A 14529-nucleotide genomic window follows, 5' to 3' on the forward strand; every position below is an offset into this window, starting at 1 on the left:
CAATAGATCAGGTTTTTGTTACCAAAATAGAGGTAATTTAACCAATATGTTTACCCAAGCCACCTCAAAATATACATTTTAGAGCGCCCAAGGGTATTAAACTTCCGTGAATAGAATTACTAAAGGGGTCATCCATGGAAAATCGTTGGCAAGTCGCTATTTCTGCCGGCCTATTGGCGGCTATTTGGTGTGGCGTCGCAGATGCTTTTCATCTGGTCACTTGGATCGGCTTTTTAGGTTGTAGCACTTTTTTTGCTCAACCTAAGGCTGGCTTTCAGGGCGTGATGATGGCGTGGTGCACAAACCTGTCCGGTGTATTTTGGGCTTGGCTCATTATCTCGGGTAGCAGCTTTTTTATTTCGCCCGTATTTGGGTATATTTTTACCGGCATAGCCACTTCGGCCATGTGTTTACAGGCAAGTTATCAAAAGCTTAGCTTTATTCCCGGCGCATTTATTGGCTGTTGCACTACCTTTGCTATGGCGGGTGATGTGGCCAATGTCGTGCCGTCGTTGATCATTGGTGGCTTATTAGGTTTTAGCATGAGCCTGTTAACGGGGCAGTTGGTTACTCTGACACAAAAGTGGTCTGCCGCCACACGTAACCAAGTTGCTAGCACGGATTAGCATAATACCTGCTCAGATCTTATGACTGACATAGTTGTCGTGACAATCTGAGCTATACTGCTGATTTAGTGCCAAATAGCATTTTTTTCTTAGGAATTATCAAGATGAAACAAATCCAGTTTCGTACCATTGATGCCATATTGATCAAGTTCAGTCTCAACGGAAAGTTTTGGGTAGTGTGTTCTATGGTGGCGCTGATCACGGCCGCCGTGGCACTTGTCAACTATCAACATGCGCACCGTAACCTTGAGCAGGCCTCTATCGCTCGGGTTCAAGCTAGCGTCGATACCCTAGCGCAAGTTGCAACGGCGCAAAAGCTAGAAGCTGAGGCCTTATCTCAATTTGCCAGCCAATACGGGTTAACTGTAACTTCAAGGCAAAGTGACGCGCAGCGTCAAGGGGATAAAGTGACGGCCAGCGCCAGTGTGTCAGGTCAAGCCTTACAACTGACACAGAATGTCCATGAGTGGGAAGCCGATGCGCGTAGCGATGCTAACTTTATGTTCTGGTTAGCATTAGTGGGCTTGTTGCCTTTATTCCAACTGAGTTACTGGATTTCGACTTCACTCGGTGGTGGATTATGGGACATGTACTTAGCCATCAAACGCTTAGCCGATGGTGATTTGAGCTTTAGATTAAACTTCTTTGGTACTGACGATTTCAGTTTGATTGCTCGGGAAATCGATCGCTGCGCCGACAATATGAGTGAAATGGTGTCAGCCATTGGCAAAAATGCACAGACCTTATCATTGGCATCCGATGAATTTAATCAACAGGCGGCCACCAGTGATAAACTGATTGGGTTCCAACATCAATTCCTCGATTCCGTTGCCGTGGCGATGGCACAAATGACCTCAGCGATTGAAGAAGTCTCTGTTAATGCGAGTAATACTTCGTTGCAAACCAAGGAAAATTCAAGCCAAATGTTGGCCAGTCGTGGGCGTATTAGCCATACAGTGGAAAGCATTGGTTTACTCTCAACTAAGATTGGTGCGGCGTTTTCATCGGTGGAACAATTGTCTAAGGATGCGGCGAGTATTGATGCCGTGGTCACAACCATTAACAGTATTTCCCAGCAAACCAATTTATTAGCCTTAAATGCGGCCATTGAAGCGGCCCGTGCCGGTGAGCAAGGTCGTGGCTTTGCTGTGGTAGCCGATGAAGTGCGTACCTTAGCGGGTCGAACTCAACAGGCCACGGTAGAAATTCAGGCCATGATTGAAGGCTTACAATCTGGCACGACTCGTTTATCTAGCATTACCATGGAGATAGTCGATCAGGCCGATGAAGGTCGCAGTGCGATTATCGCCGTCGGTGATGATGTTCAAGGCATGGCGCAATCGGTCAATGCGGTATTTGATATGAGCAGCCAAATTGCCGCCTCGGCGGAAGAGCAGAGTGTCGCCGCTCGCGACATTGCCGGACAATTGAATGAAATCCGCCATCAGTCGGAAACTATCAAACAAACAGCCCAGCGCAGTGTGACCTTAGCCAATGATCTGCACCATGCCTCGGTCGAGTTAGATGGGATTTTAAAGCAGTATCATACTAGCTAATGTTCACCTTCAAGGTGAGTCGTCGGCATTGCCAGTTTTCAGCATGGGTAGGAGAGTAATAACGCCCGATACTGAGTCTCATGTTAAGTAGTAACGTATCATCAGACAATGGCGGAAATCGTAGATTTCCGCCATTTTAATTTGGAAGTACCCAAAGAACTATTTAGTTATATTGCCCCATTCCGTTCTATCAGCGTGACATTATCTAAATTGACGGTCATAGATTTCAGGGGAGAAAGTTATGTCTGAAAATGTCCTTTTTGCGGAGGGTATTTCACTGTGGTTGGCGGTGGAAATCTGTGTTTTGTAAAAATAGAATTTGGGGAAATTGATGGTTTCTATATGGCTGATTGTGTTAACCTTTATCGGAAATATTTAAGAAAAATATCAAGCAATTTTAAATTGTTCGTTGATGATAAACGCTCACCAGAGTATCACTTGTTCGCCTCGGTCAATTAAAATTGGCTTGGGACGCCGCTTAACGTTAGGCAACAATAATTATGAATAACGATCCATTTCGAAACCCGACAGATACCGAAATAACCAGCGCTGAAAGCAAACTGGGCATCAGTTTTCATGACGACTACCGATCATTTTTGAAGTCTGGCAGCGATGTTGCAAACGCTACCTTTGAGCCTGCGGTAATTTTACCTGGCTCTGGTCATCTTGATATCTTTGACATTGCTGAAACAGCCTGGAATGTCATTGGTCTTCCAAGAGACCTTTTGCCATTCATCGAGGATAATGGCGACTATTTCTGCATAGCAAAGACGGGTGAGATAATTTATTGGTCTCACAACGGCAGCACTAAGGAAGAATGGCCGAATCTTTCTGCATGGCACAAGCAGGTTTGTGTAGACCTTGAGTAACTGTGATAGCCTAAATAGTGGTTCAAATCGTTCGCTCCGCTCTCAGTGATGGGTTAAAGCCTGCCCCTTAGCCAAACGTTAACCCATACAAGCATTTAAAGCGGGACGGCTAACAGTTTGCTCGACTTCGCTTCGCTACACAATTTTAGCAAACGATTATCAGCCCCTTAAATGGGCGTTAAGCATTATGAGCAAATATCGAGATAAATTCGAATATCCGGAAAATCCAGCAAGTGCTGAAGAAATTCAGGCTCTTGAGAAATGGTTAGGAACAGATCTTCCGAGTGAGTATAAGAAGTTCTTGCTTGAAACTAATGGGGCAGAAACTCCGATTGGCGTGCAAGAACCAGATGACTCAGTTGTGCTCTGGAGCGCTAAAGAGATATCCGAATTAACAGAAGCCTATTGCTACGAGCAATACTTGCCTGGGTTGGTTGCTATTGGTTCAGATGGTGGGGGAGAGTCAATTGTCTTCGATACCACACATAATATAAGTTCAGAAGACTGGCCAGTTTATAGGGTACCTTTCGGCGATTTAACGAAAGAGTCTATGGTATTGTTGGCGGAAAATTTCAATGAGTGGGTTTCCAGTGGTTATTCGCTCAATTTCTAAAATGTTTAACAAGGCCAGTCAATCTGACCTCCGTAAACTGTCTTCTTTTTTGCAAAAAAGACGTAAAAAAGCTTCCAACTCACTCCGGCAGTTGCTGGTGGCGTTATGTTTAAAGCGGTAGAAATTAGAAAGAGGGCATCGATATGTCAGGAGAGCGAATATCGGGTGATGGAGAACGAGAACGATGTCCTGTACATGGGCATACGAGAAGGCTATCTAGCAAAGAAATTAATGAGATTAAGCACGCTGTAGAAGTTGCTAACTCACAAGCTAAACGTAAGGGAGTTACACCTAAAGATCCTCAAATTGGTCTTTTCAGTTGTAAATGTAATTGCTTCTATGTGAAAGTTGAATAATGGTCCGTCAATATGTTGATAGTATTATCAGAATGCGAACATAACAAATTGCTGTATCTGAAATTTTTCCGTTCCTTCTTTTTTGTTTGATAACACAAAAGCTTCTACTCCAAAAATGCAGCTGCGCAAGGCGTTACACCATAGAAATTTCTATGCGAAATTCACCTGTTATAGCTGATGACCTAACACGCTTTTGTCCCAAAGCATACTACCTATTTCTTTAAAACAAACAGGTTTCACCAATGCTAAACAGGTGAGCCTTGGTGATTTGCGAGACGACCGTCCGCCCCATAGCCGCTCTTTGGCGTCCATGCCATCGCGGCATTTGTGAATCCTTTCACATCAGATGGGGCGGTCGAGCATTCACGGATGGACTGGCTGCGAGTCGACGAGCAAATACCATGGCAAGCATGTGTGAGTGGATATCAGCAAACGCTAAACTCCTCACAACTAAAATTATTGGTCCCCAAACACTCGTCTTCAAGACATATCTGTCCAAAAGTGAATTACGTTCAGTATCAAGCCTGACTCATTGACTATTCATCGAACGACAAAGATGAAATATGTTTCGCCCATAAAAAAACATCGGCTTAGGCCGATGTTTTTATGTCTATGAGATGGTTAACCCTGCGGATTAGGCCTCTTTGAACGTGCTCCAGATGGGCGCGTGGTCTGAGGGTTTATCTATGCCGCGAAGATCGTAATCGACATCGGATTCGACTAAACGTGCTGCCAGTGAAGGCGTTGCTAAAATCACATCAATACGTAGGCCGCGGTTGTCATCGAACCCTTTACTGCGGTAATCGAACCAAGAATAACGTTCGATGCGCTCTGGGTGTAATTGACGGAAAGTGTCGACTAAACCCCAGTCTTGCAAGGTTTTCAACCACTCACGTTCTTCCGGTTGGAAGCTACATTTGCCGGTTTTTAGCCAACGCTTACGATTGACTTCACCTATGCCTATGTCTAAATCGGTCGGCGAAATATTGATGTCACCTATGATGGCGATATCTTCATCGTTGTTGTGATTTGTCTGCAAGTAGTGCATTAAATCCTGATAAAACTTACGTTTAGCAGGGTATTTTGTTGGGTGGTCTATGCTTTCGCCCTGGGGGAAATAGCCGTTGAACACAGTCAATGGACGACCATTCGCTTGGGTAAATGTGCCGATAATCATGCGGCGCTGGGCATCTTCATCATCGCTTGGAAAACCCTTTTGCAGTTTTTCTGGTGCGATTTTAGACAGCATGGCAACACCATAGTGAGCTTTACCGCCGTGGTAATGCACTTGATATCCCATGGCTTCGACTTCGGCTAATGGAAACGCCTCATCGTGCACTTTGGTTTCTTGCAGGCCGATAATGTCGGGCTGGTGGCTATCGATTAAGGCTTGCAATTGATGCAAGCGCGCCCGCAGACCATTGATGTTAAAGGACACTATTTTCATTAAGGCAGGACTCGTTTAAAGGGTTTAACCACAACACTTTGGTAAACGCCCGCTTCGATATAGGGATCGGCATCGGCCCAGTGTTTTGCAGCCACTAAGGATTCAAAATCTGCGACAACCAGTGAACCACTAAAGCCTGCATCACCAGGGTTTTCACTGTCGATGGCTGGGTGTGGGCCAGCGATCAGTAAACGACCTTCATCGGCGAGGGCTTGCAGGCGAGCTAAATGGGCTGGGCGTGCGGCTAAACGTTTTTCTAAACTATTCTCAAAATCTTGAGCTGAAATCATATACCACATTATTTGAGTTCCTTGCGTTGATCTTCGGGAAGGTGTTTATAAAGATAAAACACGGTCAGGACAGTATTAATTAAGGTTAAAGCGGTTAAACCAAACACTTTAAAATTGACCCAAGTTTCTAATGGCAAACTAAAGGCGACATAAATATTGACTAGGCCACAAGCGGCGAAAAAGATCACCCAATACCAAGTTACGCGAGCCCAAATTTTGTCGTCTACTTGCATTTCTTTGCCTAACATCGACTTTAATATCGATTTATTGAGCAATTGACTGACACCTAAGGCGATGGCAAACAAACTATAGATAATGGTCACTTTCCACTTGATAAAAGAATCATCGTGAAACACTAAAGTGAGTGTGCCAAACACTGTCACCATAGCAAAGGTGATTAAGTGCATCTTTTCAAGTTTCTTATATAGCGCATAGGTCACGATCAATTGAAGCGCTGTGGCTGCGATCAATGCGCCGCTGGCGATATAAATATCGAAAAATTTATAAACGGCAAAAAAGATGACGAGGGGCAGGAAATCAAGCAGTTGTTTCATAAATAATCATGTTAAAGAGACATGGGCTTGAGTGTAGCATGTGCAACATAAGGGCAAAAGCACCATGGGCCTAGGATTGCGATCTTGCCCATTAAATGGGTTTAATGGGCAAGTTAGACTTGTGCCTGTTTGGTTGCGTTTGTCTTAGCGTTAGGGCGACTTAGTAGTGGGCAATCGTGGCATTGGCCAGTGTTGGCGAGTTGATACCTTAGGCAGCAAGTACGCCGAATGCAGTGGATGTTTGTGCTGCCTTCTTTGGGTTCAACAATCAAATTGATGCTGTTATACAGTGGATTTTGGGTGCCATCAAAAAAGGTCGTTCTGCGAAACAGAGCTTGCTTAAGTTGCTGACTTTGTTGCTGAGATAATCCCAACTCTCCTAGATACCAGTGGATCAGATAGCCTAAGTGACTCCAATATAATTTAGCGGGCACGGGGCTCAAAGTGAGTAGTCGCTCAACACTCGGTTGCAGTAAGTTTAAGATAAGGCCTTGTAGGGCGAGTTCTTTATCAACTGGCGGCTTATATGAGGTTAATGGCGAGTGTACCTTAGTGTCTGTCTTGAAACTTGGCTTAGTGTTTATTTGGAAAAGTGGTTCGATGCCGTGGTGTTTTTTAAAGGTCAAAGCGGTATTTGGCTGTTGCTTTGTTATTTTAAATTCAAATTTTGCCACTCGGCCACTGGCGTGTACCTGCATAAAAACGGACTGTGGCTGCCAGTGAATAGGCTCGAAATCGGCTTTTTTTGCGTTAAAAATCCACTCCATCACAGGCGGAACTAAAAGGCCAAAATACCATTGACCCCAAAGTGAATGCAGCGCTTTGCGAGTGTCTTTTCTACTGGCCGTAGCGCTTTTACTGACCAAAGCGTGCGCTCGGCTGGTTGCAGCTGTTTTACTAACCTCGGTTTCATCTTCAGTTATAGCTTCAGTTTCACTCTGAGTTTCTGCGCTAGGGTGTGCGATGGCAAAACGTGCAATGAGTTTTTGATAAGTATCGACGTTACTCCATTCATCAAAACTGAGCCCAGTAGTGGACTGCGTTGCGCGAAGGTGCTCGCCATAGAAGGGTGCCCGTTGATGTAACAGCTGATTGAGTGACAAAATAGTTTGATTCAACGCGTTGTGGCTTGGCGAGATATCGCACAATGTTTGCAGTCTGGTGTCTCTCCGTTGGCTTGCCATAGTGACTCCTTAATGGCTGTGATTGATTGCCGCGGTTATCGATAAGTCCATGTAAATGATTACCTTGCGAGCCCAAGATTTGGGCTCACAAGGGTTTTCGAACTATCTCAATAAAAGTCTGACTTAGAAGCGATAGTCCAAGGTTAAGCTGGCACTTCGCGGCGTACCGTATTGGAATTGACTATATTGACCGACTTGGCTGTAGTAGCTTTTATCTAAGGCGTTGTGCAGGTTGGCGCTGAGCTTAAGTTGCTCGGTGAAGGCGTAACTCGCCATTAGACTCGCTAGCGCGTAAGAGCCTTGCTCTACTTCGACTTTGCCAAGTGGCGAATTAACTGTTTGGTAGACGCGGCTCTGCCAGTTAACCCCCGCACCTATTTGCAATTTATGCCAATCACCGCCAAAGGTATAAGTGGTGAAGAGTTTTAATTGCTGGCGTGGTGAAGTGGTACTGATACGTTTGCCTTCAGGATCTTCGCTAGTGAACTGGGTGTAACCTAAGTAAAGATTCCAGTCATCAGTGATTTTACCCGTCGATTCAAATTCGAATCCCTGTGTTTTTGTACCGTTTACGCCTTCATACACTTGCGTTGTTGTTCCTGGGATCACATCGCCAGTGCTGACTCCGACATTGTCTTGCCTGATCTCAAACACCGACAGCGACATATCTAAAGCCTCATCGAACAGGCTCGCCTTAATCCCGCCTTCGTAGTTTTTTCCTTTGACTGGATCTAGGTAGCTTTTATCGATTCTTTGCTTAGTTTGCGGTGCAAAAATATCCGTATAACTGGCATAGAGCGAATATTGCTCGGTCAGGGCGTAGGTGAGGCCGAAGTAAGTCGTGAGTTCGTTGCTGATGTTGAAATCGTAACGGCTGCCAAAATTATCTTGGTCGGTTTCCCACTCATTGAGGCGTAATCCGACGATGACAGCTAACGCGTCGCTGAGATTAAGCTGAGTCGCCACATAGGCTGCACTCTGTTTGGTTTCGCCAAATGAACCCGTGGTATAGGTTTCCTTCCATTGAGGTTTTGGATATTGGAAGTTCGGATCGCGAAAATCCCCCAAAGGCGGTACTGCCGCAGTGGGATAATAGTAGGGATTGGCGAACTCTTGGCGTTGGCCATTCCAGCCAAACATCAATTGATGTTCCTGACCAAAGAGTTGGTATTGTCCTTCGGCGCGCAAATCCACATTGTGTTGGGTGCGACTGCCGTCGACATAGGCGATAGAGCCTGCAGTGGCGCCGATATTGGTTACAGGATCAGGATATCCCGTGGCCCATAGTACATCGAACTCCAATGAGTTATCGCCGTAGGTGTAAGTCCCTTTTAGGTTCCAACCGTTATCTAATCTGTGTTCGAGACTCGCAAAGGTGTTGAGGCCTTGGGTATGCGCCGAGCCCCAATCGGGCGCCGTTGAAGTGGCACGATCATAATTAGTGCGATTGCCATCGCTGTAAAATAGCGGTAAACCGCCCGACATAGTGCCGCTCGGCGTAGCATCTTGGTAATCGACACCAAGGGTGAATAAGGTGCTATCGCCAATATCGGTTTCGACTATGCCGTATAGCGTTGTGCGCTGCTGCTCGTACCTGTCTTGGAATGAATCTTTATCCTGATAGGCGGCCACCACGCGACCGCGCACAGAACCCGAGTCATTTAAGCCGCTGGAAACATCGACTATACCACGCACATTATTCCATGAGCCCACACTTAACGAGGTGTTGCCCATAAACTCTTGAGTTGGGCGTTTACGGATAAGGTTAATGGCCGCCGAGGGATTACCGGCTCCCGTCATGAGGCCAGTCGCGCCGCGTACCACTTCTACTCGCTCGTAGATGGCGGTGTCGATCAGATTATCGCCATAGTTGAAGCGGGTGTCGTAGGTGGTGGGTACGCCATCGTACAAAATGCTGGTCACGGCAATGCCGCGGGCACTAATACTGTATCTGTCGTTATCCATTGGGCGGGCATTGATCCCCGCAACGCTGGTCATGGCATCAATCACGCTATTAAGCTGTTGATCATTCATCATTTGGCGGGTGATAGACGTGACCGACTGCGGCGTTTCTAGATAGGATAAATCGAGCCCAGTTGCCGTGTTCATTGCTTGGGTTTTATAACGGTTGTCGTGTAAATCCTTAGCGCCAAAGACATTGATGACTTCAATTTCTTTCTGGTGCTTTTTAGTTTTACTATCCGCATCGACAGTGTCAGCTGTGGCATAGGGAACCGTGGCGAACATGGCTGAGCACAGCAATAGCTTCGGGTTAACGAGGGCTTGCCGACAGACGAGTGCGATGCTGGAGAGAGGAAAAGTCTTCATAATGTTGATCTTTAATTCCGTTTAGGTTGGGGATTAAACAAGCTGGGCCAACATTGGCCCATGCTAAAGTTTCGGGGTTATCCACTTTGTGGTGTGTTAACGTTTCCTTTGCTCAGCGCTGCTAAGCATAGGGCGCTTAAAGGCATGGCTTTGTCTAAAGGCCGCCAAGGGATTGTCGATGCCGCCGGCGAAACGCAGGTTTTTCTCCCTGTCGGCGAGGTCTATCATTTGCTGGTTATTATTCAATTGGATACGATTGAGGCACGTGCGTACAAAGCTGTCCTTAAACAGATCGTATTGGGCAAACTTGTCGGCCAAATGTGGATGCTGGGCTTGGTAATCACGTACATTGTCTGCCACTAACTCCCAGAATTGGCTTTCACTGACACTGGTTTGCTCATCGAGCAGCGGTGCTAAGTAGCGGAAAATACAGTCAAAAATATCCAGTAAGATGTAGTTAAGCTTCATCTCTTCTTCAAGGCTTACTGCAAGGCGTTTTACATCATCAGGTAGCGGCTTCGCGCCATTGAGTACCGCGACTTCTTCACCTATGTCTTTCATCAAAATCTTGACTGGCACATATTCATCGAGCACTAAGATCAGGTTTTCACCATGGGGCATAAAGACCAGATCGTAGGCGAAAAAGGCATGTAACAGCGGCGATAAATACAAGTTGAGGTAACGGCTCAGCCAGTCTTTTGCTGGCAAACCTGAGGCGGCTATCAAGGCTGCAATAAGGGCCTTATCTTCATGATCCGTATGCAGTAGCGCAGCCATGGTCATCAGATTTTGCTTAGGATCAATGTGTGGCAGTGGGCTTTCGCGCCACAGGGCAGAGAGCATTTTTTTGTAGGCGCTATCTTGGGTGAGAGCCTGCTCGTAATAGGTGTGGTGATAACCTATTGCGGCAATTTCCTTCAGGATCACAAAGCCTTGTTGGGCAAAGTAAGGATCGTTTTCAACCAAGTTTGCAACCCAAGCATTGATCTGCGGTGTGCAGCTCATGTAAAGGGGCGATAGACCACGCATAAAGCCCATATTTAGGATAGAAAGCGCGGTTTTGACGTAGCACTTTTGCGGTGATGCAAGATTGAAGAAAGTGCGTATCGATTGCTGCACTTGGTATTGCTCATTGCCTTCACCAAGATAAACCAGATCGCCACGGGCTATGTCGCCGGCAAAGACGCGGGCAATTTTTTCACGCCACTGCCAAGGGTGCACTGGCATAAAGTAGAAGTCCTGTGGATCATGCTGCTGTGTTTTAAGACGTTGTTGGAAGTCAGTGAACTGTTGGCCAAGCTCTTCCTTTAGTAATGCGTCGTGACTCAAGTTTTCGAGGGCGGCAAACGTGGTTTTGTTTTTGCGGACACCAAGCCAGACTAACTGCATCGGCATTGCGCTTTCTGGGGCAAATTGACGGTAATCCTGCATATCAAAACCAATCCGGCCATTATTGGCAATAAACACCGGATGACCTTCTGTCATGCCCGCTTCTATGCTCTGATAATCAGCTCGCGCCAGAGTGGCGGCGGGAATCGCCTGATGCGCTAACTTGTACGCCTTGCTGTAAAGGGTGCTGGTGATTTCTTCTAAATAGGTTGGTAGTAAGGTTTCGCTGATCCCTAAGTCATTTTTAAGGGAAATGATCAGCGACATCGCATCGAGGATTTGCTCTTGTCCTGCAAGTGAAACGCGGATGGAATCAGCATCAATCGCAAGATGATCGAGCTGATAGTGCCGCGCACTAAAATAATAAGTGCTGTCTTTGAGCCGCAGTTCATAGTGATTGAGCCCCGCTTTTTGCCCGTATAGGGTCGGCGTAATGAGCTTCTCGTGGGTGAATTCGCAGAGGATTTTCTTCACTAAATGACGATTAGCCGCTTGCCAATAGGCGGGGGTTAAATGCTCTGGCATAGAAGTCGATGTTGTCGACAGCGCCGAGCTTTGTTGAGCATGTACTGCTTGAACATGATGATCTTGCGTTGGCAATGGGTTAATTAATAAGGCTTTTGTGGGTAAGTTCATCTAATTCACCTGAAGAGTCGATAATGTCATGGGAGAGATTGCAGATGCCGCGTGCGAGCTTGGCTTTGCTAGGGTTGGGCTTGATAAGTATTGTTCTGCTAAGTTTGGCAGAGCAGGCGTTGACTGAGCTGAACTTGGCAGGGCTAAGGTTGTTTGGGCTAGGCTCGTCAAAGAGGGCGTGCTCGATGGTTGAAGGCGCTGGACCGCAGTGCAAAATCCGAGGAAAGCAGCTTTAGTGTTTAACTGAATCGCTTTTTCATAGCGAATGCCTATCAGGCTATTTAAGCGATGAATTTTGCTATTGAGTTGATCGGGTTCAACCACTAGGCGATTAAAGGCCAGTTTTTCAAGCACGAGCTGCGCTATCGCATCCATCACCTTCAAGGATAAGCCGCTGACGGGTTTGCCATCTGGCGGTGCGATAATCAGATGCATACCACAATCACCCGGCGCAACACGATAGTGCTGGCCGACTTCATCGTGGACGGGATCGTAGAGTTCCACCATAAATAGCGCTTTGGCCTGCCATTCACCTATCAAGGCAAACTTGTGCTCTGTTGTTGCTAACAGATTTTTTATGGCATCAAGGTTCAAGCCCTGCATACCCCAAAACTTGGCGTAATCTTGGTTAAACCAAGACTGTAGTGTTGGGATGTCTTGTGTAAGGTCTAACGCTCTGAACTGAAAACCATTAATGCTCGAAATAGCGGATAGTTGCGTTAAACAATGGTTGCTAAATTGGCTTGCCATTATTATGCCTCCTGGTTCGGCGCCATTAAGACCGGCATATTGGTTCCCGCGCCTGAACTCACGGTTGAACTTGTGCCAGAACTTGGAATCTTGGTTGGAGGGATAGTTTGTGGCGTATCAACTTGAGTTTTTCTGTGCGGCGCCTTAGGAAAATGTCTTGGATTAAGATCCAGCGTGTTAATTGCATTGGCGCCGCAGGGCTGATGACTGGCAAGTTTGGCCGGATCGAAGGTTTGAAACGCGATATGTTCCTCAATGTGGTAGGGCGCATAACCGAGCACAGCTTTTAAGATGGTGCCGTTGCGATAACAGCCCATACCCAGATCTGGAGAGCTTATCCCATGGGTATGCAAACCGACATTCTGGACAAAAATATCCCCTCGAATATCTATGCTGTAATCACGCTGCACGCTAAGTTGTCCGGCGTCATCGAATTCGACTTGTTGTTTAATACCACTGATAAACTCGGGTAAACGATAGTGGTAACCTGTGCCTAAAATGACGGCGCCCGTTTCTTGCTCAAAGGTGTGATTTTTTTCATTGTGGTGGAAATGCAACTTGAGCATATTGGCTTGGGGCTCGATATGAGTCAGCGCCGCATTCGTCATCAGTCGGCATTGAAAATCGGCCAATAGGCGTTTTTGATATAACAAATCGTAAATGTCGTTTATCAGCTCAGAATTTATCCCTTTGTAGAGCTGTTTCTGGCTGGCGATCAGTGAGCATCTTTGATTAGGGGTCAACTCGTGGAAGTAATCGACATAATCTGGCGAGGTCATCTCTAAAGTAAGCTTGGTATATTCCAAGGGATAAAAACGCGCTGATCGTGTCATCCAATTGAGTTGATAACCATAGGTATCAATATCTTGCAGTAGATCGTAAAACACTTCCGCCGCACTCTGGCCACTACCAATTACTGTGATGGCACTCTGACTTTGCAGGTAGGTTTTTTGCTGCATATAACTGGCGGTATGCATGACCCGTGCATCTTGGATTGGGCAATCCTTTGGTAGATAAGGTTCAGTGCCAGTGCCTAGCACTAGCTTTCGGCATTGATAGGAATGGGTTTTACCACTGCGCCTATCAAAACCTGTAACTCGATAAATACTTTCACCTGCGTTGTAATCCACTTGAGTGACCTTAAAACCAAATTTAAGGTTGCTGAGTTGTTGGCTCACCCATTGGCAATACAAGTTGTATTCGTGGCGGGGTAAAAAGAAATTCTCACGAATATAAAAGGGATAAAGTCTGCCCGTTTGCTTGGCAAAATTAAGGTAGCTGTAGCGGCTGGTGGGATCGGCCATAGTCACCAGATCCGACATAAAGGGTGTTTGCAATCTTGAGGATTTGAGTAGCATGCCTGGATGCCAGTCAAAACTGGTTTTAGCATCTAAAAATAAGCAGTTAAAGCCGTCAATAGGTTCTGATAAGGCGGCGAGGCCAAGATTGAATGGGCCAATGCCTATGCCAAGTAGATCAAAGATTTCGCGATCCATTTCCCTTTGCTGTGTACTCACTTACGCCTCCTTGGCAACATGCTACTGCGCGTTGCCGATCCAGTAATCAGTTACCTAAGGACACAAACCAAAGTGAATGCGGTTATCAAAATAGACTGTTTGGCTATTTATCTTGCGTTGATCAACTCGCTATTTTTAGCTCAGTCCTTAGGCCATTTCCTGCTGTCTCTGTCCCGACAACGGTAGGTAAATTAGCATGTGAAAATATTCAAATGCAAACCATTCTCATTTGGGTGGGCTGTAGGTTAATACTTTTAACTGATAAATAAGGGGGGCGGATACGGTTAATGGTACAAATAAGTAAATGATAAAGGGGTGATAATTAGGCAGCGTTTTGGGGATATATCATTTAGGGTTTTACGAGCTCTATTTTTATAAAAGATATAAATACAGTGGGTTACATTAATGCTTGAG

The 14529-nt window shown here is 46.0% G+C and carries 12 protein-coding genes; 4 read left to right on the plus strand and 8 right to left on the minus strand.

Features of this window, described 5'->3' with window-relative positions:
- The first annotated feature begins 134 nt into the window (after positions 1–134).
- The 4 genes from L5M11_RS12115 to L5M11_RS12130 all read left to right on the plus strand — a co-directional run bounded on the left by L5M11_RS12115 (position 135) and on the right by L5M11_RS12130 (position 3664).
- Positions 135–626 carry a DUF1097 domain-containing protein gene (locus L5M11_RS12115; RefSeq protein ID WP_113940728.1) on the plus strand — a complete coding sequence of 164 codons (492 nt, stop codon included), beginning with the start codon at positions 135–137 and terminating at the stop codon, positions 624–626.
- Between the two features lie 104 nt (positions 627–730).
- On the plus strand, positions 731–2182 hold the full coding sequence (locus L5M11_RS12120; protein ID WP_263192205.1) for a methyl-accepting chemotaxis protein: 1452 nt from the start codon (positions 731–733) through the stop codon (positions 2180–2182).
- A gap of 500 nt (positions 2183–2682) precedes the next feature.
- Entirely contained in the window at positions 2683–3051 is a 369-nt protein-coding gene (locus L5M11_RS12125) for an SMI1/KNR4 family protein (RefSeq protein WP_263173836.1), read from the plus strand.
- 187 nt (positions 3052–3238) lie between these two features.
- On the plus strand, positions 3239–3664 hold the full coding sequence (locus tag L5M11_RS12130; protein WP_198572796.1) for an SMI1/KNR4 family protein: 426 nt from the start codon (positions 3239–3241) through the stop codon (positions 3662–3664).
- A 990-nt stretch (positions 3665–4654) separates the two neighbouring features.
- Here L5M11_RS12130 and xthA read toward each other — a convergent pair.
- The 8 genes from xthA to L5M11_RS12170 all read right to left on the minus strand — a co-directional run bounded on the left by xthA (position 4655) and on the right by L5M11_RS12170 (position 14115).
- A complete protein-coding gene (xthA, locus tag L5M11_RS12135; RefSeq protein WP_263192207.1) occupies positions 4655–5467 on the minus strand; it encodes an exodeoxyribonuclease III in 813 nt (270 codons plus the stop codon).
- A complete protein-coding gene (locus tag L5M11_RS12140; protein ID WP_028761008.1) occupies positions 5467–5766 on the minus strand; it encodes a YciI family protein in 300 nt (99 codons plus the stop codon). The genes xthA and L5M11_RS12140 overlap by 1 nt, the downstream gene beginning before the upstream one ends.
- On the minus strand, positions 5766–6311 hold the full coding sequence (locus L5M11_RS12145) for a septation protein A (protein ID WP_028761007.1): 546 nt from the start codon (positions 6309–6311) through the stop codon (positions 5766–5768). Before L5M11_RS12145 ends, L5M11_RS12140 begins: the two co-directional genes overlap by 1 nt.
- Positions 6312–6424: 113 nt before the next feature.
- Positions 6425–7495 (minus strand): siderophore-iron reductase FhuF, encoded by a 1071-nt coding sequence (gene fhuF / locus L5M11_RS12150; protein ID WP_263192209.1) that lies wholly within the window; start codon positions 7493–7495, stop codon positions 6425–6427.
- Between the two features lie 123 nt (positions 7496–7618).
- Positions 7619–9823, minus strand: a complete 2205-nt coding sequence (locus tag L5M11_RS12155) for a TonB-dependent siderophore receptor (protein WP_263192211.1) — start codon at positions 9821–9823, stop codon at positions 7619–7621.
- Between the two features lie 96 nt (positions 9824–9919).
- Entirely contained in the window at positions 9920–11848 is a 1929-nt protein-coding gene (locus L5M11_RS12160) for an IucA/IucC family protein (RefSeq protein WP_263192212.1), read from the minus strand.
- A complete protein-coding gene (locus L5M11_RS12165; protein ID WP_263192214.1) occupies positions 11849–12598 on the minus strand; it encodes a GNAT family N-acetyltransferase in 750 nt (249 codons plus the stop codon).
- A gap of 2 nt (positions 12599–12600) precedes the next feature.
- Positions 12601–14115, minus strand: a complete 1515-nt coding sequence (locus L5M11_RS12170; protein ID WP_263192215.1) for a lysine N(6)-hydroxylase/L-ornithine N(5)-oxygenase family protein — start codon at positions 14113–14115, stop codon at positions 12601–12603.
- Positions 14116–14529 lie beyond the last annotated feature (414 nt).

It is taken from the genome of Shewanella sp. SM87 (genome assembly GCF_025653705.1).
Taxonomy (GTDB): Bacteria; Pseudomonadota; Gammaproteobacteria; order Enterobacterales; family Shewanellaceae; genus Shewanella; species Shewanella oncorhynchi.